Annotated in this window: 15 protein-coding genes and 1 pseudogene; 10 read left to right on the forward strand and 6 right to left on the reverse strand. The window is 64.5% G+C overall.

Going from position 1 to position 21086, the window contains the following annotated elements:
• Nucleotides 1-138: 138 nt before the first annotated feature.
• From ACZ899_RS22195 to ACZ899_RS22205, 3 genes are read left to right on the forward strand one after another with little or no spacing between them, the layout of a single operon-like run.
• Nucleotides 139-1269: a slipin family protein gene (locus ACZ899_RS22195; RefSeq protein ID WP_234560581.1), complete on the forward strand. Its 1131-nt coding sequence runs from the start codon at nucleotides 139-141 to the stop codon at nucleotides 1267-1269.
• 39 nt (nucleotides 1270-1308) lie between these two features.
• On the forward strand, nucleotides 1309-2514 hold the full coding sequence (locus tag ACZ899_RS22200) for an RtcB family protein (protein WP_028690293.1): 1206 nt from the start codon (nucleotides 1309-1311) through the stop codon (nucleotides 2512-2514).
• Between the two features lie 39 nt (nucleotides 2515-2553).
• Entirely contained in the window at nucleotides 2554-3351 is a 798-nt protein-coding gene (locus ACZ899_RS22205; RefSeq protein ID WP_234560582.1) for a nucleotidyltransferase domain-containing protein, read from the forward strand.
• Between the two features lie 184 nt (nucleotides 3352-3535).
• Here ACZ899_RS22205 and ACZ899_RS22210 read toward each other — a convergent pair whose 3' ends face one another.
• From ACZ899_RS22210 to ACZ899_RS22235, 6 genes and pseudogenes are all read right to left on the reverse strand, one after another.
• Nucleotides 3536-4432, reverse strand: a complete 897-nt coding sequence (locus ACZ899_RS22210; RefSeq protein ID WP_234560583.1) for an alpha/beta hydrolase — start codon at nucleotides 4430-4432, stop codon at nucleotides 3536-3538.
• A gap of 67 nt (nucleotides 4433-4499) precedes the next feature.
• A complete protein-coding gene (locus ACZ899_RS22215; RefSeq protein WP_234560584.1) occupies nucleotides 4500-6728 on the reverse strand; it encodes a TonB-dependent siderophore receptor in 2229 nt (742 codons plus the stop codon).
• A gap of 83 nt (nucleotides 6729-6811) precedes the next feature.
• Nucleotides 6812-8149 (reverse strand): annotated as a pseudogene (locus ACZ899_RS22220) (HAMP domain-containing sensor histidine kinase).
• The gene (locus ACZ899_RS22225; RefSeq protein ID WP_232856643.1) at nucleotides 8149-8841 is read right to left on the reverse strand and encodes a response regulator transcription factor; all 693 of its coding nucleotides are present in this window, start codon (nucleotides 8839-8841) and stop codon (nucleotides 8149-8151) included. The pseudogene ACZ899_RS22220 and the gene ACZ899_RS22225 overlap by 1 nt, the downstream one beginning before the upstream one ends.
• A 289-nt stretch (nucleotides 8842-9130) precedes the next feature.
• Complete coding sequence (locus tag ACZ899_RS22230; RefSeq protein WP_234560585.1) at nucleotides 9131-10063, reverse strand: FecR family protein; 933 nt, start codon at nucleotides 10061-10063, stop codon at nucleotides 9131-9133.
• Nucleotides 10056-10595 carry a sigma-70 family RNA polymerase sigma factor gene (locus ACZ899_RS22235; protein ID WP_234560586.1) on the reverse strand — a complete coding sequence of 180 codons (540 nt, stop codon included), beginning with the start codon at nucleotides 10593-10595 and terminating at the stop codon, nucleotides 10056-10058. The genes ACZ899_RS22230 and ACZ899_RS22235 overlap by 8 nt, the downstream gene beginning before the upstream one ends.
• A 170-nt stretch (nucleotides 10596-10765) precedes the next feature.
• Here ACZ899_RS22235 and ACZ899_RS22240 point away from each other — a divergent pair, with 170 nt between their 5' ends.
• The 7 genes from ACZ899_RS22240 (at nucleotide 10766) to ACZ899_RS22270 (ending at nucleotide 20983) form a co-directional block, all read left to right on the forward strand.
• Nucleotides 10766-13696, forward strand: a complete 2931-nt coding sequence (locus ACZ899_RS22240; RefSeq protein ID WP_267967074.1) for a TonB-dependent receptor — start codon at nucleotides 10766-10768, stop codon at nucleotides 13694-13696.
• A gap of 878 nt (nucleotides 13697-14574) precedes the next feature.
• Nucleotides 14575-15471 (forward strand): ThiF family adenylyltransferase, encoded by an 897-nt coding sequence (locus ACZ899_RS22245; RefSeq protein ID WP_234560588.1) that lies wholly within the window; start codon nucleotides 14575-14577, stop codon nucleotides 15469-15471.
• Complete coding sequence (locus tag ACZ899_RS22250) at nucleotides 15468-16721, forward strand: beta-eliminating lyase-related protein (RefSeq protein WP_203650122.1); 1254 nt, start codon at nucleotides 15468-15470, stop codon at nucleotides 16719-16721. Before ACZ899_RS22245 ends, ACZ899_RS22250 begins: the two co-directional genes overlap by 4 nt.
• Nucleotides 16718-17557 (forward strand): outer membrane lipoprotein-sorting protein, encoded by an 840-nt coding sequence (locus ACZ899_RS22255; RefSeq protein ID WP_203650124.1) that lies wholly within the window; start codon nucleotides 16718-16720, stop codon nucleotides 17555-17557. The genes ACZ899_RS22250 and ACZ899_RS22255 overlap by 4 nt, the downstream gene beginning before the upstream one ends.
• 56 nt (nucleotides 17558-17613) lie before the next feature.
• Nucleotides 17614-18885: a DUF1302 family protein gene (locus tag ACZ899_RS22260; RefSeq protein WP_203650126.1), complete on the forward strand. Its 1272-nt coding sequence runs from the start codon at nucleotides 17614-17616 to the stop codon at nucleotides 18883-18885.
• Between the two features lie 182 nt (nucleotides 18886-19067).
• Nucleotides 19068-19820, forward strand: coding sequence for a hypothetical protein (locus tag ACZ899_RS22265; protein WP_234560589.1), 753 nt, complete (start codon nucleotides 19068-19070; stop codon nucleotides 19818-19820).
• A 53-nt stretch (nucleotides 19821-19873) separates the two neighbouring features.
• Nucleotides 19874-20983: an adenine nucleotide alpha hydrolase family protein gene (locus tag ACZ899_RS22270; protein ID WP_203650130.1), complete on the forward strand. Its 1110-nt coding sequence runs from the start codon at nucleotides 19874-19876 to the stop codon at nucleotides 20981-20983.
• The last annotated feature ends 103 nt before the right edge of the window (nucleotides 20984-21086 follow it).

Here is a 21086-nt window from a genome sequence, read left to right on the forward strand (position 1 = left end):
GCTCGCCGGCCGGGCCTGGCGCAACGATGGTGGCCGCTGGAGCAACGTTCCCGGCCCCGGACTCCGCCAGGCTTCGCTCGCGACGCCCGCTGGGTTGGCGACTCCGGCACTCAAGGACATTGGAAAAGGATGAGCAAGATGAAACTGTTGAAACGCTTTGTGGTGAAGAAAAACGAACGCGGCCTGTTGATGAGCGAAGGCGACTTCGTGTCGATTCTCGAGCCTGGCCAGTACCAGCGTTTCGACTGGCAAGACCGGCTGGCGGTGAGCACTTTCAGCCTTCAATCCCCGCTGTTCGACCATCCGCTGGCGCAATACCTGCGTGGGCATGAGCCAGCACTGGTCGGGCGGTATTTCGAAACCATGGACTTGGCCCCGCACGAGGCCGGCCTGCGTTTCGAGGACGGTCGACTGGTCGAGTTGCTGGCACCGGACAGCCGACGGCTGTACTGGAAAGGCCAGGTCGAGCACGGCTTGCAGCGCGTCGACCTGAACCAGGGCCGTCGCCTGGACGACGAACTGGTGAGTCGCCTGAACCGCCCCGGCGTGGCCGGCACGGATCTGGTGCTGCTGGCGCTGGTGCCGGCCTTCCATGTCGGCGTGTTGAAGATCGACGGCGTGGTGGCCGGGTTGCTCAAGCCAGGCCGGCATGGCTACTGGCGCTGCGGCAGCCAGGTAGCGGTGGAGATGGTCGATACCCGCCTGCAGGCGCTGGAAGTCAACGGCCAGGAGATTCTCACCCGCGACAAGGTCAGCCTGCGCCTGAGCCTGGTGGCTAACTGGCGCTACACCGATGTGCTCGGTGCTCACGGGCAGATGAGCAAGCCGGTGGAGCATCTGTACCGCGAGCTGCAGTTCGGCTTGCGTGCGGCAGTGGGTACCCGCACCCTCGACGAGCTGCTGGAAGACAAGCAGTCCATCGACGGTAGCGTCGCCGAGCACCTGCTGGCGCACCTGCAAGGCAGCGGCCTGGAAGTGAGCAGCCTGGGGGTGCGCGACATCATCCTGCCGGGCGAAATGAAGACTCTGCTGGCGCAGGTGGTGGAGGCGGAAAAGGCCGCCCAGGCCAACGTGATCCGGCGCCGTGAGGAAACCCAGGCGACCCGTTCGCTGCTCAACACCGCCAAGGTGATGGAAGGCAACCCGACGGCCCTGCGCCTGAAGGAGCTGGAAACCCTGGAGCGGGTGGCCGAGCGCATCGACCGGATTTCGGTGTTCGGTGGCCTGGATCAGGTATTGAATGGAATGGTCAGCCTCAAGGCGGGTTGACCCTTTGCGACACGACGTAGCGCAACAAGGAACAAGGCAATGAACATACTCGAAGTGGCGGGCGGCAAGCCGATCAAACTGTGGACCGACGGTGTGCCGGTCGAGGACGACGCCCGCAAGCAACTGATGAACACGGCGAAGATGCCGTTCATCTTCAAGCACCTGGCGGTGATGCCGGATGTGCACCTGGGCAAGGGTTCGACCATCGGCAGCGTGATCCCCACCGTGGGCGCGATCATCCCGGCGGCGGTGGGCGTGGACATCGGTTGCGGCATGATCGCCGCGCGCACCTCGCTGCACGCCCGTGACCTGCCGGACAACCTGCACGGCCTGCGTACGGCCATCGAGAAGGCCGTGCCCCATGGCAAGACCTTCGGCCGTCGCGACCAGGGCGCCTGGGACAATGTGCCGAACCAGGCCGACCAGGTGTGGAGCGGCCTGGCCGGGCGCTTCAAGGCGATCACCGACAAGCACCCGCGGCTGGAGAAGACCAACAACCGCCAGCACCTGGGGACACTGGGTGGCGGCAACCACTTCATCGAAGTCTGCCTGGACGAGGCCGACCGCGTCTGGTTCATGCTGCACAGCGGCTCGCGTGGTGTCGGTAACGCCATCGGCAACCTGTTCATCGAACTGGCCCAGGCCGACATGCGCCAGCACATGGTCAACCTGCCGGACCGGGACCTTGCGTATTTCGAGGAGGGCAGCCGGCACTTCGCCGACTATGTCGAGGCGGTCGAGTGGGCGCAGGACTTCGCCCGGCACAACCGCGAGCTGATGATGCAGGCGGTGGTTGCCGCCACCCGCAAGGTGCTGGGCAAACCGTTCGAGGCCAGCCTCGAGGCGGTCAACTGCCACCATAACTATGTGCAGAAGGAGCAGCACTTCGGCCGTGAGGTGCTGGTGACCCGCAAGGGCGCGGTGTCGGCGCAGAAGGGCCAGCTGGGCATCATTCCCGGTTCCATGGGTGCCAAGAGCTTCATCGTCCGGGGCCTGGGCAACGAGGAGGCGTTCTGTTCGTGCAGCCACGGCGCGGGCCGGGTGATGAGCCGCACCAAGGCCAAGAGCCGCTTCACCGTCGAGGACCAGCAGCGCGCCACCGCCCATGTGGAGTGCCGCAAGGACAAGGATGTGATCGACGAGATCCCGATGGCCTACAAGGACATCGATGCGGTGATGCAGGCCCAGCGGGAGTTGGTCGAAGTGGTGCACACCTTGCGTCAGGTGGTGTGCGTGAAAGGTTGAAATGGGCGCCGTGTGGCGCCCTGTACAAGGAACGAAGACATGTATCAGGACGACCCCCACCCATTGCCCGAGGCCATGCGTGCCCGGGTGCTCGATGAATTGCAACGTATCGAGCGCGAGCACGAGGTGACCGTGCTCTATGCCTGCGAGTCCGGCAGCCGTGCCTGGGGTTTCGCTTCGCCGGACAGCGACTACGACGTACGCTTCGTCTACGTGCCGCGCAACGACTGGTACCTGCGGGTGGACGAGCCTCGCGATGTGATCGAGCGTCCGCTCTGCGACGAGCTGGACATCAGCGGTTGGGAGCTGCGCAAGACCCTGCGCCTGATGCGCGGCGCCAACCCGAGCCTGCTCGAGTGGCTGGGCTCGCCGCTGGTGTACCGCGCCGACGCCGAGGCCACCAGGCGCCTGCGCGAGCTGGGCGAGGCTTTCTATTCACCACGCGCGGTGCGCCATCACTACCTGTCGATGGCGCGCAAGAACCTGCGTGGCTACCTGATGGGTGAGACAGTGCGCTTCAAGAAGTACCTGTATGTGCTGCGGCCGTTGCTGGCGGTGCGCTGGATCGACCAGGGGCTGGGTATGCCACCGACGGCGTTCGTCGCTTTGATGGCGCGTACCGTCGATGACCCGCGACTGCAGGCGGCGATCGACGCGTTGCTGGCTGTGAAGCGCCGCAGCGGCGAGGGCGAGCACGGACCTCGCGACGAGGTGCTGCATGGATTCATCGAGGCCGAGCTGGCGCGAGCCGATGAGGCGCGGGAGGTGCCGGTGACGCGTGGTGACAGCGGGTTGTTGGATGAGTTTCTGCGGGACACCGTACGCCGAAGTACGTGAAACCCACTAACGCCAACACCGCCCCCGAACGCAATTTTTGATTTAACGGGGGCAGCGTGGGAGCGGGCTTGCCCCGCGATTCGGTGCGTGGCACCGGCTCCGCCGGTGATCGCGGGGCAAGCCCGCTCCCACAGAGATAGCAGCTCCCTGCACGACAGCGCAGCCCGAAGGGCTGGGCGATCTCCTACAAGCTCCCGTCATGTCCGGACATCCTGTCCATCACGAACCGCAGCGAGGCCGGCAACATTGGCCCGTGGCCCAGACCATCGAATGGCTGGAACGCCACTGACAATCCCTTCACCCCGGCCAGACTGGCCACCAGCTCCCGGACCGGTCGTTGTACATCAGCCGACACCGGCCCACGCGGATTGGCCGGTTCCTGCGTGCCGCGCATCAGCAGCAGGCTTGGCCGATGTCTGCCCAGCCGCCCCTGCAGCCCTTGCATCTCGGCCACGATGGCGCAGTCGTTCCACCACAACGACGGGCTGGCCGCCGCATAGTCGCTGAACAGCCACGGGCGGGTGAACAGCGTGTGCAGCGTCAACAGCCCACCATAGGAGTGGCCCCAGAGCGTCTGCAGCTGCGGGTCGACGGGCGCCACAGCAGCAACCATCGGGCGCATGCGTTGCTCCAGCAGGTCGAGGAATTCATCGGCGCCACCGCTGGCCTGTCCGGTCAGGGGGTCGCGTTGCTCGGCCAGCCCGGGCACTACGGGGGTGTAGTCGTAGGTGCGAGCCGCACGCTCGATGCGTTGGTCTGTCTGGTAGCCGATGGCGACCAGCAGCGGTGCCTGGCCGCCGGCGAGCGCCTGAAGTTGCTGTGGCTCAAGGGCGGTGATGGCGGCGTTGCCGTCGAGCATCCACAGCACCGGGTAACCGCTGGCGGGGGCCGGGCGTCGGGGCTGGCCGATCCACAGGCGGTAATGGCGCTGGCCGTCGCGTGAATCCAGGTCGAGGTGGCTGAAGCGATAGGCCAGGTCCTGGCGCTGCAGCAGGGTGTCGTCCATCTTCTGCTCGGCTTGCGGCTGGGCCAGGGCCGAACCGCTCAGCAGCAGTGCCAGGACAAGGGAAAGGATCTTCATCGGTGTTCTCGTGAGGTCTTCCATGACAAGCCGCCGCGCCATCGTCGAGTGCAGCGGCGGCACGGGTTCAGAAGGAGGCGGTCAGGCTGGTGTAGAGGGTGCGCCCGGGTTCGTTGTAGGTGGCTGCGCCCGCGCCCTCGATACCGTTCACCGCCTGGGCGTTGCCGGCCCGGTACAGGCGTTTGTCGAACAGGTTGTCGATGCCGGCGGTCACGCTCAGGTTTTTAGTGAGCGCATAGGTGCCGCTGGCGCCGACCAGCGCGTAAGGGGCCATCTGGTCATTGGCGGTGCCGGTGACCCGCTTGCCCTGGTAGTCGTACTTCTTCGGCGTCTGCTTGCCGTACCAGGCCACGCTCAGCTGCAGCGACAGGTCGTCGGAGGCTTGCCAGTCGAGCATCGAATTGAGCGTGTAGGCCGGGGTCACCGACAGGGTCTCGCCAGTGGTCTTGTTCTTCGACTGCAGCATGTAGGTGAAGTTGTTGCTCCACTTCAGCTGTTCGCTCAGCGGGATGGTCAGGGTGCCCTCGAGTCCCTCGACCAGTGCCTTGGGGATGTTCTCCCACTGGTAGAGGGTGGCATTGGCGTTGGCGCCTGCGCCACCGGATGCCTGGCCGATGCCGCTCAGGCCCGAGTCGATCTTGTTCTTGTAGTCGTTGCGAAAGTACGTCAGGCCGGCGACCCAGCCGTTGTCCTGGAACTCGATGCCCAGTTCCTTGTTGACGCTGGTCTCGGCCTCCAGATGCGCGTTGCCCTGCAGGTAGCAGCTGGTGCTCTGCCCGTAGCAGCCCTGGCCACGGCTGTAGAGCAGGTAGTCGGGGTTGAGCTGGTACAGGTTCGGCGCCTTGTAGGCGCGGGCGATGCCGGCCTTGAGCGTCAGGGTGTCGGTCAGCGCGTGGGACAGGTTGAGCGACGGGCTCCAGTTGTCGCCGACGATGCTGTGGTGATCGAAGCGCAGCGCCGGAGTGAGCATGGTGCCGGGCAGCAGTTCGATGTTGTCCTCGGCAAACAGCGAGAAGATCTGCGCCTGGCTGCTGGTGCTGCGGCCGTTGCTGGCCAGGCCGGGCACGCTGCCGCCTTCGCTGGTGGTCTGGGTATTGGCGCTGGGGTCGTCCAGTTTCTGCTGGCTCCACTCGCTGCCCAGGGTCAGGGTCTGGTCGCGCCAGGCGTGCAGTGGCAGGTTGAGCTCACCGTGGGCGGTCAGGTCGCGCAGCGTCGAGGTGTAGAAGTCGGTGTTGCTGAAGATGCCTTCGGTGCCGCCGGCCAGGCCTTCGTTGATGCGCTGGTTGCGGGTCTTCTCGTATTGCAGGAAGGCCATGCTGCTGCCGAAGTCCCAATCGCCACGGTGGGTGATGGCGAAGTTCTCGCGGTAGAGAATGTTGGTCTCCTTGCCGAGCATGCTTTTGACGTTGGCATTGGAGTTGGTGTTCTGCGTATCGCCCGCGTACAGGTTGCCCTGGCGGCTGAAGCCGGCTTCGAGCTCCAGGGTCTGCTCCGGGGTCAGGCGCCAGCTCAGCAGGCCGTTGAGGTCCTTGTTGCGCACGCCTTCGCGGCCGGCGGGCAAGGTACCGGCCTGGGTGCCGCTGCGCGCGGATTCGTGGCCGGCGTTGATGTCCCAGTCGTCCGCGTCGGTCTTGGCCACGTTACCGTAGACCCGGTAGCTGAGGGTGTCGGTCAGTGGGCCGTTGAGGCCGAAGCTCACGCGCTTGGTGGCGCCTTCGTCACCGTGCTGCGGGAAGTTCTGGTACACGGTCATGTTGCCGTGGGTTTCACCCGCCGGTTGCTTGGTGATGATGTTGATCACCCCGCCCATGGCACCGGAGCCGTAGCGCGCCGCCGCCGGGCCGCGGATCACCTCGATGCGCTCGACCTGGTCGGCCGGCACCCAGTTGGTGTCGCCGCGCGAGTCACGTTCGCCGCGCCAGCCGTAGCGCACCGAGCTACGGCTGCTGACCGGCTTGCCGTCGACCAGGATCAGGGTGTTTTCCGGGCCCATGCCGCGGATGTCGATCTGCCGGTTGTTGCCGCGCTGGCCGCTGGTGGAGTTGCCGGTCAGGTTGACCCCCGGCATGGTGCGGATGATCTGCGACAGGTCGTTGGCCGGTGGTCGTTTCTGGATGTCCTCGGCGGTGATGACCGACACCCCCGGCGCCTGCTTGGTCTCCTCCAGGGCGGTGGCCACCACGTTCTGGCTTTCCAGCACGATCGGTTCTGGCTGGTTGGCGGCCTGCACGGCGCTGCTCAGCAGGCAGCTGGACAGCAGCAGGAAGGGGGCGAGGGGAAGCGGGCGGGGCGACATGTGTGATCTCCGGCACGGCGGGCTGAATTCAAGAGATCACAAATAGTAATAACTCCTATTTGAGAGTAAAGCGCATTAACTTTCTAAACACTTTCGCTGGCCGGCAGCAGCAGGTGCAGGCATAGCCCGGGATGGCCATTGCTTGCCCACAGGCGTCCGCCCTGCAACTCAATGGCGCGCCGGGCAATGGCCAGGCCCAGGCCGAAGCCGGCGCCGCTGCCGGGCAGGCGGCGGTAGGGCTGGAAGATCTGCTCGAGTTCGTCCTCCGCTACCCCAGGTCCTTGGTCGCGCAGGCACAAGTGCCAGAAGGCACCCTCGCGCCAACCGTCCAGGCTGACCCGGCCGGTGGCGGGCGAGTGGCGGATGGCATTGCGCAGCAGGTTTTCCAGGGCCTGGGCCAGGCTGTCCAGGTGCGCCTGGACCTGGCAGTCGAGCCCGAGCAAGCAGGGCAGCCGTTCGACCGGCCAGCCGCTTTCGAAGCAGCTGTCCTGGACCAGCGCCTCCCAGACCGAGAGCACCAGTACCGGTTCGGTCGCCAGTTGCGGCCGCTCGGTGTCCAGCCAGGCCAGGTCGAGGGTGTTCTCCAGCAGTTTCTGCATGTCGTCCACTTCGCGGTCCAGGCGCTGGCGTAGCAGTTCCGCCGGTAGTTCGCTGTCGTGGGCGATGCGCAGGCGCGCCAGCGGGGTGCGCAGTTCGTGGGACAGGGTACGCAGCAGCAGGCGTTGCTGGTCGAGGCTTTTGCGCAGGCGCACGGCCATGTGCTCGAAGGCCTGGGCCAGCTCGCCCAGCTCGTCGCGACGTTCCTGCAGGGGCAGGCCGGGGCTGTCCAGATCGTCGGCGCGCAGGGCGTCGGCACGGTCACGCAGGCGGTTGAGCGGCACGACCAGGTGGCGGTAAAGCGCCAGGCCCAGCAGCAGGGCGAGCAGGGCGGGGGCCACGCCGTGGGTGATCACGTGGGTCCAGGGTGTCAGGCCGGTGGGCAGCAGGTGTTCGGGGAGCTGGATGACCAGGCGGCCGTCCTCGGGGTGTTCGGGGAAGGCGATGCTCACGTATGGCAGCTCGTCCTACAGGCGCCGGCTCATCGGCCAGTCGAGCTTGCGCATGAAGGTAAGGCGGCTGGCTTCATCGGCGTTCAGCGGGGTAGTGCCGAGACTCTGCAGATGGGGGCCGATGATGGCGACCCAGGTGTCCTGCTCGGTTTCGAGCCGACGGCGCAGGCGTTCCACGCCATCGGCTCCCTCCGCGTGCCAGGCCTGCTCGGCCTGTTCGGCGAAGCCGGCGAGGAACACCCGGTCGGCGGGGGCGAGGAAGTAGGTGCTGCGTTCGACCGACAGGCCCCAGGTCCAGATCAGCCAGGTCAGCAGCAGGCAGAAGCACACCTGCAGCAGCGCCAGCTTCCACAGCAGCGGATGACGGCGCATCAGCTGCTGCCCGCATCGACCAGGATATAGCCCTGACCGCGCACGGCCTGGATCTCCAGGTGTCCGGCGCCGATGGCGCCGAGCTTGCGGCGCAGGTTGCACACATGCACGTCCAGGCCACGGTCGAGGCGGGTGTAGGCCCGGTGCAGGACGCTCTGGTACAGGAAGGCCTTGCTCAGTGCCTCGCCGGGATGGGCCTGCAGGGTCAGCAGCAATCGGTATTCGGAACCGGTCAGCCCGGCACTCTGGCCATGCTGGGCGACATCATGGTTGGCGGTATCGAAGGTCAGCGTGCAGGCGTTGCGTGGCGTGGGCGGGCGTCGGTCCAGCGCCACCCGGCGCAGCAGGGCATCGACCCGGGCATCCAGCTCGGCCAGGCTGAAGGGCTTGGGCAGGTAGTCGTCGGCGCCGCGGGTGAAGCCGCTGATGCGGTCCTGCTCGGCGCCCAGGGCCGACATCAGCATCACCGGTACCGCCTGGTGCCGGCGCAGTTCGTCGAGCAGGCTGAGGCCATCGATGCCGGGGAGCATGATGTCCAGCAGCAGCAGGTCGAAGGGCGCCTGGTGCATCGCGTTCAATGCCTGGGTGCCGTTCTCGCAGGCCTGGACGCTGAAGCCGCGACGCAGGAAGTGCTGTTCCAGGTCCTGGCGCAATCGGGGGTCGTCTTCGGCGAGGAGGAGTTTGGGGGGCACGGGGTGACCTTGATGAGAATTCATTGCAAATACGAATCATCCCATTGGCGATGGTGCCGGGGCAATGCCCGGATGCTGGCATTGCGTCGAGTGGTTCGTCACATAGCTCCCGTGGGCGCGGGCTTCACATGAATTATCGACCTGGAAGGGACCTGTGGGAGCGGCTTCAGCCGCGAACACCGGCGAAGCCGGTGCCATCCATCGAGTTGCTTGCTTCGCGGCTAAAGCCGCTCCCACAGGGTACGCGTTGGCCGCATAGTCGTAGGTTCCCTGCATGACAGCTGGGGGATCAGCGACTTATGAACATCCCACCAGCTTCGCTCCGCACGCGCAGGCCATGGCTCTCGCTCAGCATGGCCAGGGCCAGTGGCAGGTCATCGACCGGGAAGCTGCCGGAGACCCGCAGCTCGGCCACGGCCGGGTCGCAGACCAGGCGCTGGTCGGCGTAGCGCATCAGCTCCTGGGCCCACTGCAATAGCGGCATGTCGTCGACCACCAGCAAACCCCTGCGCCAGGCCAGCTGGGTGTCGCGGGCGGTTTCCACCAGGCCGAGCCGGTCGCGGTCGAAGCGTACCTGCGAGCCTGCGTGGATGACGCTGCCACGGCCAGCTTCGGGGGTGACGCGCACGGCGCCTTCATAAACCGCGAGCTGGGTCTCGCGAAGGAGCTGGCGCACGCTGAAGCGGGTGCCCAGCGCCTGCATCAGGCCGTGCTCGGAGCGCACCCGCAACGGCCGCGACGGGTCCGTCGCGGTGACGATGTACACCTCGCCACGGCGCAGGTACAGCAGGCGCTCCTCGGCCGAATACAGCACACGCAGCTCGCTGTGACTGTTGAGCGTGACCTGGGTGCCATCGCTCAGCAGCAACTCGCGCCGTTCGCCCACTGCGGTCTGGTAGTCGACACCCTCCCGGGCCTGACGCCATGCCCACCAGCCCAGCGGGGCCGCGCCGATCAGCCCCAGCAGGCCACGCAGTACGGTGCGCCGGCTGCTGTCCTGCGGGCGAGCGAGGGTTTGCCGGGCGAGGGTCGGCGGCAGGGTGCCGAGGCGGGTCAGCAGGCGCTGGGCACGCTTCCAGGCGCGTTCGTGGTCCGGGTCGCGGCGCCGCCAACACTCCAGTTCGAGCTGCTGCGCCGGGGTCAGCGGGCCTTCCTGCATCAGCAGCAACCAGGCGGCGGCCTCGGCGAGCACGGCCTGGGCAATGGCGGGCTGGTCACTCATCGGGCATCTGGCTCAGGCAGGCCATGTAGCCCTCGTGGATGTACTTCTTCACCGTCGGCAGGGCGATGTTCAGCGCCTGCGCGATGTCTTTCTGCTTCATGCCGTCCAGGGTGGCCATCAGGAATGCCTGCCTGACCCGTGGGCGCAGGCCGTCGAGCACTGCGTCGATCTCGTGCAGGGTCTCGAGGATGACGCTCTGCTGCTCGGGCGACGGCTGCAGCGCTTCGGGCACCAGCGCCAGCGCTTCGAGCCAGGCCTGCTCCAGCGAATGACGGCGGCGCCAGCTGACCAGCACGCAGTTGGCGATGCGGGTCAGGTAGGCGCGTGGCTGGCGCAGGGTATCGGGCTGGTTGCTGTCGCGGCTGGCGAGCACGCGCACGAAGATGTCCTGGGCCAGGTCGTCGGCCACGCCACGCCCCCAGGAGCGCAGTCGATACGCCAGCCAGCCGCGCAACCAGGCGTGGTGCTCGATGTACAGCGTGGTCACGGCGCAGCGCTCGGCGGGCTGGGGCGGAGTATTGAAAAGGGTCATGGCGGGGAGGTGTCAGGGTGTAAATGCAAACAATTATCACTAGATTTGGCCAAATCACAAGACCAAGTGAAAATGCGAATCGCACGCATATACCTTTTTCGCCGTCATGCGACAGAAGGGGTGCAAGCCCGCATCGAGTGCCGGGCACTGACCTCACGAGCGAGAAAAGCATGCCCGCAATCCGTCGGCTTTCCCCTGTTTCGCGTCCTTCGCAACGCTTGTCCCCGATCAGCTTCGCCGTGCGTTGTGCGATGCTCGGCTGCCTGATGGGCACGGCTTCGAGCCTGGCCCAGGCCGCCGATGCCCCGGCCATGGCTTCTACCCGGCCCGACGATGCCACGCTGCGCGACTACGACATCGCCAAGGGCCCGCTGGGTACCGCGTTAAGCGTGTTCGCCAGCCAGTCGGGCCTGCTGCTGTCCTATGATCCCGAGCTGACCCGCGGCCGCGCCGCGCCGGCACTCAAGGGCCGCTACACCGTGCAGGAGGGGGCCCGGCGCCTGCTGGCCAACAGCGGCCTGCAACTGCTGTCGAACTCCCGGGGGGCCTATATCCTCATCCCGCAGGCCCAGGCATCGACGATGGCGACGGAACTGACGCCGACCATGGTCGCGGCCAGCGAGTTGCTGGACCCACAGCGCGACACCTATCGCGCGCCACGCTCGACGGTGCACCTGTCGCGTGAGGACCTCGACCGCTTCAGCACCGTCTCGGTGGGCGACATGCTCAAGGGCGTGGCCGGCGTGCAGGTCGGCGACAGCCGCAACGGCGGCGCGCTGGACGTCAACATCCGCGGCATCCAGGGGCAGAGCCGGGTGGCGGTCAGGGTCGATGGCTCGGAGCAGGCGGTGGATGTCTACCGGGGCTACGGCGGCACCCAGCAGCGCAGCTACATCGACCCCGACCTGATCAGCAGTGTCACCGTGAACAAAGGCCCCAGCACTCGCTCGGGAGCGATCGGTGGCTCGGTGGAGATGAAGACCATCGGTGTCGATGACATCCTGGTCGATGGCAAGGATGTCGGCGTGCGCCTGACCGGCAACCTGTGGAACAACGGCGTGGAGCCCGAACACCGCAACCGCAACTCCAGGGACGAGGACCTGAGCGCGGTGCCGCGTGACGAACGCGGCAGCCTGTTCGGCTCCAAGGCCGAGTCCGGCAGCGCCGCCTTTGGCTACTCCCATGAACGCTTCGACCTGGTGGCGGCCTATGCGCACCGCAACCAGGGCAACTACTTTTCCGGCAAGAAGGGCCAGGACCGCTACCGCCTGTATGACCGCTGGGGTGACGAGCAGGCCAGTGTCGCCAATACCTACAACGCCGGCGAGGAGGTACTCAACTCGTCGTCCGAGACCGACTCCTATCTGCTCAAGACCACCTGGCGGCTGGCCGACGACCATACCCTGGACCTGGGTTATCGCCGCTTCGACGGGCACATGGGCGAGATCATGCCCTCGGACATCTTCCGCTACGGCACCGCCGGCATCTATCAGTACCCCACCAGCGAAATCCAGATCGACACCTACACCGCCCGCTATCACTACCTGCCCGAGGGCAATCCGTGGGTGGACCTCACCAGCAGGCTGTGGATGACCGACTCGAAGACCAGTACCTTGAGCGCGGCCTGGATGGCACCCAAGTCGCAGCTGTACCGTACCGACCGCGCCTGGTCCCGCCAGGACAACCGCCGCATCGGCGGCGACCTGACCAACGTTTCGCGCTTCACCACAGCCCATGGTGATTTCAAACTCGACCTGGGCGGCGCCTTCCAGCTCGAGGACCTCCAGCCGCAAAGCAACGTGGTCTCCACCCAGCACGACATCAACGCCAACCGCATGTTGCGCGATGCCTCGCGTCAGGAGTTCAGCTTCAACGGCAACCTGGAATACAAACCCACTGAAACACTGACGCTGTGGGGCGGCGGCCGCTATGCCCACTACCAGACCAAGGACAACACCGTGCTGGCCGAGGCGCGCCGCGAAGAGCGGGAAATGCGCTGGATCACCGCCAGCAGCCCGGGGCACTGGGGCAGCATGACGTGGTTCCCCGACCAGAACGGCCAGTACACCGACGCCACCGACCCACGCCTGAACAACGGCATCGTCTTCGAGAACAGCAACGAGCCGTTCAATGGCGTGCCGTTCAACGAGTCCGGCGCGACCAACGTGGTGGTCCATCCCGAAAGTGTCAGCAACGTGGTCACCGGCTACGACTACACCCCTCAGGGCAAGAGCCGCGGCGGTGGCTTCGCGCCGGCCTTCGGTATCAATGTCGAGTTCCTCCCGGACACCTTCGTCTACGCCTCCTACACCCAGGGCCTGCGCCTGCCGTCACTGTTCGAGACCAGCCAGGGCACCCAGCAGGTCACCCCGGGCAAGCACCTCAAGCCCGAGCGTTCGCGCAGCTGGGAAGTGGGCGTGAGTGCCTTGCGCAGCGACCTGCTGACCGCGGGCGACGAGGCGTCGGCCAAGCTGGCCTGGTTCGACAACGACATCAAGAACTACATCACCCGCTACTACGACCCGAGCCCGGGCCTGTGGGGGCAGATGACCTTCAGCAACACCGACAGCTTCCACACCCGTGGGCTGGAACTGCAGTCGCACTACGATGCCGGGCGCGTGTTCGCCAACCTTTCGGCCACCTACTACCTGATGACCGAGACCTGCGACGCGGCCTTCGCCGCCAAGCTGCGCGCCAGCGCCAATCGCTACCAGCGCACTCAGGACACCCCGGACTGCACGTCGGGCAGCTACATGGGCTCGTACACCAACACCCAGAACCCGCCACGCTTCTCGGCCAACCTGCTCGGCGGGATGCGCTTCTTCGACGAGGCACTGACCGTGGGCGGGCGCATGACCTACAGCTCGGGACCCACCGCGCAGATGGACAAACCCTGGCAGACCGGCGCGACCACGCCGCAGATCGACTACCGCTCGGTGGCGTTGTTCGACCTGTTCCTCAAGTACAAGCTGCTGGAGCACACCGAGCTGAATGTGTCGGTGCAGAACCTGACCGACCGCTACTACCTGGACCCGCTGGCGCAGAGCTTCATGCCGGCGCCGGGACGTACCTGGCGGGTGGGGATGGTGGCGCGCTTCTGAGAGCGCCTGCCTTGTCCAGCGCCTTGGCCCGATCGTCGGGGTGGCTGGAGCCCGCCGCAACCCTTGCAGCCGAGCGCCGCCCGCGCGGCGTTCGATCTCAAGTGCGCTGCAACGCTAACCCCTGATACCCCGCATCGCCGCTAGCCAATTGCAATGCCGAGCAGGTCCCGACTGCTGCTCGGGCAATGGCCAGGGTGCGAGCGTTGCCCCCCTGATATCGAACAGCGCTGCCATATTTTGCGCTGGGCCTGCTGAATACAGGTGTGCCGGATAATAGATTGTGCTTTATCTCGCGCATCTGCTGCGTGCGATAGTCGCCTCGTTGCGCAGGGCTATCGATAATGGCTAAAGAGTGGCTTGTATTGTCTTGGCGCTCCGTTTAGTATCCGCGAATATTCTAAGTTAATAACTATTTCTTCTGTTGACGTTCGTCCGGATTGGCCACGCCAAAACGCTTGGCGAGTGCTGCGCGCGCGGCTGCAATTTTCGGGTGTTATTGTGCGTTGCAGCGTCTATCCAGCCTGGATAGGCATTTTCAAGTCATTGATTTTAAGTGTTTTTATGCTTGTTTTTGAGCCGGGCTTGTTGGTTCTGCCTTCAAGGTTGCTTTGGCTTGCTGCGCTCGGTTGCCTGGCAATTAAACTTACGAGTTTAGTTTGTTCGCGCCAGCGACTGACAAATTAAACTTTGCAGTTTAAAAGTGCCAATAGTGTACTGAGGGTTTTATTAATTGGCGGTGTTGCGCAACTACTGCGTGGTGTCTCGTTGTGCCTGCGATTTACCGTTGTTTATTTACTCGTCGGTTTAATTAGTTGGCCGGTGCGATAGGGCCGGCTTGAAATTGTTTGTGACATTTTGCCGAAGGAAGTGTTGGCAACGTGTCCTTCCTGCGTCTCGCAGGAGGCATGGCGGCCTTTGGCAGCATTGCCAAGGCAAGGATCCACACACGTGAGAAAAGGAGTTTCAGGATGAGCAACGACGATATGCTGAACCGCTCGCTACCTCTGTTGACCGAGGCGGGCATCGACAAGCTTGCGTCCAGCCGGGTGGTGATCGCCGGTTGTGGCGGCGTGGGTGGCGCCATGGCACTCACCCTGTGCCGGATGGGCGTACAGTCATTCAAGCTGGCTGATCCGGGCGCTTTCGATCCGCCCGACATGAACCGCCAATGGGCCGCGACGGGTGCTTCGCTGGGCCGAAACAAGGCCCTGGTGTATCGCGAGCTGATTCTCGACCTCAATCCCCGGGCCAAGGTCGAGATCTTTGTCGAAGGTATCACCGACCACAACCAGGACGAGTTTTTGTCGGGCGCTGACATCCTGGTCGACTGCCTGGATGCCAACGTACCCCACTCGCTGCGTGAGTCCATCCACCGCAAGGCACGCGAGCGTGGGGTGTTCAGCGTTGTCGGGCCGATCATGGGCTTCGGCTGCTTTGCCTTGTGCTCCTCACCGCAAGGGTTGGGAATGGAGTACTGGACGCAGACGCTCAAGGTGGCCAAGGAGCAGGGCTCCCTGCCGCGGATCTTCGACGAAATCTTCGTGCCCCAGCACATGCAGGCGATCGTCCGCAGCCTCGAGGTTGGCAAGGTGCCAACGGTAGCTGTGGGGCCTCTGATCGCGACATCGCTGTTGGCCACTGAGTGTGTGAACCACCTGCTGCATGACCTGGTGCCGGGTTTCCGTGAACCGATCGTGCTGCCAAAGGTGATGTTCTTCGACCTCAATCGCATGAACCACAGGATCATCGACGTGTCCGAGGGAGCCTTGGCATGACGTTGCTGGCCGACACCGTCGAGGCCCGCGCGCGGGTCCTGGCTCAACATGGGTTCAACCTCGACCTGATACCGTCGCGGCTGGTCCTGGACGACTACCAGACCGACAGCCTGATGCACCGCGACTACCCGAGCGTTCCTCTATTGCGCCAGGACGGCGACGGTGAGCTGGACGAGCGACTGGCTGCGGCGTTCCAGGCCTTGTTCGGCCTGCCCCAGGTGCTGGCGTTGGCCCAGGGGCGGCTGGCGGAGGCGTTGCTGGTCAACGCCCTGGTCACGGCGGGCGACTGCGTGCTTGGCAGCGCGCCATTTCCCACGCTGCAGGCGCACCTGCAGCTCAGGGGCGCCACATACTGCACGGTGTCGACGGCAGATGCCGGTGGCCAATTTCGCGCTGACCTGGACTGCGTGGCCCTGGAGCAGGCGATCAAGCGTGTGGGCCGCCAGCGCATACCTTTCCTGCTGGTCGAAGCCTGCACCAATGCCATTGGCGGCGTACCCGTTTCGCTGGACAACCTGCGTGCAGTGAAGGCAGTGGCTGATCGTTACGGCATCCCGCTGCTACTCGACGCGACGCGGATCCTCAGCAATGCCTGTCTGATCCGCGAGTACGCCTGCGACTGGCGTGACCATGACGAACTGAGCATCGTTCAGGCCCTGTGCGCACTGGCAGACGGTGTGTTGCTGAGCGCGACGAAGGAGATGCCGACGACCATCGGTGGTTTCCTCGCGCTACGTGACCGCACCCTGTTCGAGCGTTGTCGCGACCAGGCGCTGATCTTCGGCACGGGCCTTGACCTGCTGGGCAAGCGTCGTTTGCTGGCGGCAATGCGCGAGCCGCATGGGTTGGTGAAGCAAGTTCGTTCGCGCATTGACCAGGTACGCCGTTTCCACGGCCTGTTGCAGTTGGGCGACGAGTCACAGGTGGGTGTCCATGGCGTGTTCCTCATGGCTGGCGCGCAGTTCACGGCCATGCATGCTCGCGCCTTCCTCAATCATCTGTATGTGGGCTACGGTGTGCGTGGCGCGCTCAATCCAGGGGGCTCGGCCGGCCCTGGCGATGCCCTGGTGCGTTTCGCTCTTGGCGTTCCAGGCAAGGACGAGCGTGTCCTGGACACGGCTGCGATCTGCATCGGCGAGGCGCTGCGCGAAACCGACCAGCACCTCGCCCTGGAGGAGGTCCACCGCCCTGCAGGCCTCGCCGGCGGCATGCTCGCCACTTATCGCCAGGCCGGGAGCGTGCAGCCATGAAGCGTTTGCTGATGATCATCGGCGTGCTCTGTCCGCTGCTGGCCTTCGCTGGCATGCCGGCGGGCAACCTGGTGCCAAGGGATATCATCGAGCGTTCCGAGGACCGCCCAACCGGCAAGGATTCGGTCTCGATGTTGTTGGTCACCCTGACCGACAAGGCTGGAACCAAGCGGCAGCGCGGGTTGCTTTGGTATCACCTGGCAGGCGAGCAGGGTGACCTCGACCTGCAGAAGTTCTTTTATCCCCGCAGCATTCGCAACATCGCCACCTTCAACGAGGAGGTGCGTGGCGCCGAGGACCTGCAATACCTGTACCTGCCGGCCGCCAGCCGGGTTCGGCGGGTATCTTCCAAGCACCAGACCTGGGTCGGGTCCGACTTGATCTACGAGGATCTGCAGAAGATCAACCTCGAGGACTGGACATTCAGCTATGTGGAGCAGGCCAGCGAGGAAGGTTTCGCAGTGCATGTGGTGGATTGCCAGGCCAAGCCGTCGTCGAACTCGGCGTATGCCAAGCGCCGCTACTACATCCGCGCCGACGGCAGTTACTTCCCCAGTCGGATCGACTTTTTCGATGCTGCCGGCCAGTTGATCAAGCAGGTTCGGCGCACCGAAGTGCAGGCATACGGCTCTGCCCTGTACGAGCGTTTCGTGCAGGTGAATGATCTGCGCAACGGGCATCAGACGCTGATGGAGCGACGTTGGGTTCGCGTCGATACCGGGCTGCCTGCGTCGCTGGTGACGGTGCGGCAGATGGAGAAGGGCATCGAGCACTTTGCCGAACCTGCGGACGTGCAACGCCTGGTCAGTGACGAAACCAGCAGGATGGTGGAGTGATGGTCGGGATTGTCCGAACACTTGCAGCCGTCTTGTCGCTGGCTGGCGCGCCTTGCGTGAGCGCCCAGGCGCTGGCGGCCCTGGGTGGCCAGAACACGGTGACGGGGTTTCTCGACCTGCGCTCGGCGGTTGGCCTGGGCAGCGGTGGCGAGGTGGGCTCGAGCGCCTTGAAGTCGAGCCTGGACAATGGCCTACGAGGTCGCGGCCGGGTCGAGCTGGATCACCAGGCCGACGGCCTGCGCACGCTGGTTTCGGCGGACCTGGAGCTGGAGCACAAGCGCATGCGTTCGGCAGCCGACGAAAACGAAAGCACTGCCAGGTTGTGGGAAGGGTACGTCGAATGGGAAGGCGAGACGACCAGCTGGCGCATCGGGCGGCAGGTGATCCAGTGGGGGGTGGCGGACGAGGTCAGTGTGATCGACAGCTTCACACCCCAGGATTTTCGCAGCTTCCTGATCCATACCCGCTTCGAACGCAAGTGGCCGGTGACCGCGGTGAGCGGTCGCTACTTTCTTGATGGCGGCGATTTCTTCGAGGTGCTTTGGCAGCCGCAGTTCCGTCAGGACCTGCTGGCCCAGCCAGGCGAGGAATGGAGCCTGTTCGTGGAGAACAACTACGTGCGCGGACTGGGGTTAAGCGAGCGCTCGACCAAGGTTGAAGGTGGTCCGCTGGGCGACAGCGTGTTTGCCGCTCGGCGAGTGCTGCGGCGCGACAATTATGACCTGTCGTTCAACTATGCCTACCAGTTCGAGCAGATGGCGGCATTTCGCGCCGATATCCAGGGCTTCGACGCCAGCGGCAGGGCAGTCGGTACCGTGCAGCCTTATCACGCCCGCCAGCACACCACGTCGATGGCGTTCGAGTCGGGGCGTGACGGGATCGGTGTGCGTGGCGAACTGGCTTACGTCACCGATGCCGGTTATGTCAGCTACGACATGGCTGTGCCGGGTCTGGTCGAGCGCCGTGACACGCTCAGGGGAGTGGCCGGCATGGACTACACCTTCGCCTCGCGGACCTACATCAACCTGCAGTACACCCTCGACTACATCCGTAACCACAACGGCAACATGCAGCCGGACAAGTACCGGCCAAGCGTGACATGGCGGGTGAACGTGCCGCTCAAGGGCGAGGACCTGTGGCTGGAGTTCCAGGGGCGCGAGTTCATGAACATGACCGACCGTTTCTGGCGCCTGCAATTGCGCTGGCGGGTCACCGACGACTGGGAACTGCGCACTGGCGGAATGCATTTTGCCGGGCATGACGAAGGTATCTTCGGCCAGTTCAGGGATAACGATCAATTGTACGCAGGGGTTCACTATTACTTCTGATTGACAGGGCAATGTAGTTGCGCGCGCATGTTCATGCGGGCCATTTGCAGTAAATGCGATCGTTTGAAACGGGAGGATATGACTGTCCGTCCCTTGGCCGCGATCGCCTGTTTCATGGACTTTAAAGGTTTTATTCATCCTACAAAGGAGCGTGAAAAATGAATGTTGGCAATGATCCGATCATGATGAACGAGTACCAGATTCGTATCGCGGCGGCACGTGAGAAGTTTGCCGCCCGTGACGATGTCCAGGCGTTGTTCAACGCGCCGATGGACGCGCCGTTGGTGAACCTCTTCATGATCTACTGGAGCGCCATGAGCGCGGCACTGACTACGCCTATTCCGGAGTACCTGGCCACGGCCGGCGTGCGCTGCGAGGCCCTGGGCCTGAACAGGCTGGCCGAGTTCTTCAAGGAGCACACCGAAGAAGAAGACGGTCACCACGAGTGGGCGGCGGCGGATGTCCACAAGTTGGTGAACCTGTGGAATGCGAAGTATCCGGGAATGCCGATCAATACCGACGACTTGCTGGTTTCCAATCTGACGCCTTCGGTGCGCCGTTATCACCAGTTGCACAAGGACGTGGTGGCCGGAGATGCACCGTGGGCCGAACTTGCCATTGATGTGGAGATTGAACTGATCACCACCCAATACGGCCCAGCACTGTTGAAAGCCTGTGCCGCAGCGCTGTGTGAAGAAGGCCAGCAAAGTATTTCCTTCCTGGCCGAGCATGTGAGATTCGACTTTGGCCATACCGATACCAACTTCCGCGTGGTCGCCGAGTTGCTCGAAGCCAAGCCTGAATACACCCAGCACCTGGTCGCCATCGGCGAGCAGGCACTGACCGCCTATGGCGATTTCCTTGGGGAGGCCCTGCAACTGGCCCGGCAAGCATACGCCCGCCTGCCACACGCCCAGGTCGCCGTGAACGCGTGACCTGACACGGACCGTTATCGGAGCACGACAAGGATAGAAAGGAGCTGGTCGGTATGTTCAAGAAAGTATGTGTCAGCTGCCTGCTGACCGACGACGTCGAAGGCGTGGCGCTGGATTCGGACGGCACCTGCAACCTGTGCCGCATCTCGCAGGCGGGGGGGCGGTTGCGCCAGGACGCGCAGCGCATGCGCTTCCAGCAGGACCTGGAGGCGACTTTGCGCGCCGCCAAGGGCAGTGGCAGGAAGTACGACTGCATTGTCTCCTTCAGTGGTGGCAAGGACAGTTGCTACCTGCTGCACCGGCTGGTGGTGGACTACGGCCTGAAGGTGCTGGCGTATACCAGCGATTTCGACATACCGGCCAGGACCTGGGACAACATCCGGCGGACGGTCAAGGCACTCGGGGTGGACCATCACGTGCACCGTCCGGTCCAGAGCGTCTACCGGCGTTTCATCCGCCATCTGCTGATGAACCAGGGCCCGAAGGGGGCAGTGCACACGGTTTGCTATTTCTGGCTGGACATCCGCGAAGGGGACCTGCTGCGTTTTGCCGTGGAGAAGGACATCCCGTTGATCTTCACCGGCTATTCACCCGGCCAGCCGGAGCCCGAGCGCATGCTCTACGAGATGCCGGCGGAGCGTATCGCCCAGGATTGGACGCCCCATGAACTGTTTGCCAACGGCGTGTTCAAGGAACACGAGCGGGCGCTGTTCTGGAACCCGCAACGCCATGGCGAGGGCATCAAGCTGCCGCGCATCCTCGCGCCGTTCCATGCCTGGGACTACGACCAGGCGCGCGTCACCAACACAGTCATCGAACTGGGCCTGGTGCAGAACAAAGTGCATGCCAACCCGGTGTTGAGCAACTTCACCCTGAATTGGCTGCTGATGTATTCGGATCTCAAGCTGCTTGGCTACAACCCGTACAAGCCCGAGTTCGCCAAGCTGGTTCGCGAAGGCAAGGCGGGGCGGCGCAAGTGGCTGCTGATCTTCGCACTCATGGACTTCATGGTCCGTCGGCGGATCTTCATGGGGCGGCACATCGACCGCTCGCTGCGCGAGCTTGACCTGCGTCTGGAGGATCTGAAGATGGCGCCGCTCGAAGCGCCACCCCCGTCCAGGGTGGTGAGGCGCGTTGCTGACCAGGCACGAGACTGCGCCTGAAGGCTTGACCGACGCCGCCACGCGCCTTGGTCAGCAAGGCGCGGGCGGCATGCACGAGCGGGTGGCCGGCTGTTGGCCGAGCACCTGCCGCGGATGGCTTACC

It is taken from the genome of Pseudomonas sp. TE31087 (assembly GCF_057284075.1).

Bases quoted from the DNA above. Each gene is read 5' to 3' on its own strand.
- ACZ899_RS22240 (WP_267967074.1), top strand. From the start codon at position 10,766: ATGCCCGCAATCCGTCGGCTTTCCCCTGTTTCGCGTCCTTCGCAACGC.
- ACZ899_RS22230 (WP_234560585.1), bottom strand. From the start codon at position 10,063: ATGAGTGACCAGCCCGCCATTGCCCAGGCCGTGCTCGCCGAGGCCGCC.
- ACZ899_RS22270 (WP_203650130.1), top strand. From the start codon at position 19,874: ATGTTCAAGAAAGTATGTGTCAGCTGCCTGCTGACCGACGACGTCGAA.
- ACZ899_RS22210 (WP_234560583.1), bottom strand. From the start codon at position 4,432: ATGAAGATCCTTTCCCTTGTCCTGGCACTGCTGCTGAGCGGTTCGGCC.
- ACZ899_RS22200 (WP_028690293.1), top strand. From the start codon at position 1,309: ATGAACATACTCGAAGTGGCGGGCGGCAAGCCGATCAAACTGTGGACC.
- ACZ899_RS22205 (WP_234560582.1), top strand. From the start codon at position 2,554: ATGTATCAGGACGACCCCCACCCATTGCCCGAGGCCATGCGTGCCCGG.
- ACZ899_RS22255 (WP_203650124.1), top strand. From the start codon at position 16,718: ATGAAGCGTTTGCTGATGATCATCGGCGTGCTCTGTCCGCTGCTGGCC.
- ACZ899_RS22195 (WP_234560581.1), top strand. From the start codon at position 139: ATGAAACTGTTGAAACGCTTTGTGGTGAAGAAAAACGAACGCGGCCTG.
- ACZ899_RS22250 (WP_203650122.1), top strand. From the start codon at position 15,468: ATGACGTTGCTGGCCGACACCGTCGAGGCCCGCGCGCGGGTCCTGGCT.
- ACZ899_RS22265 (WP_234560589.1), top strand. From the start codon at position 19,068: ATGATGAACGAGTACCAGATTCGTATCGCGGCGGCACGTGAGAAGTTT.
- ACZ899_RS22215 (WP_234560584.1), bottom strand. From the start codon at position 6,728: ATGTCGCCCCGCCCGCTTCCCCTCGCCCCCTTCCTGCTGCTGTCCAGC.
- ACZ899_RS22235 (WP_234560586.1), bottom strand. From the start codon at position 10,595: ATGACCCTTTTCAATACTCCGCCCCAGCCCGCCGAGCGCTGCGCCGTG.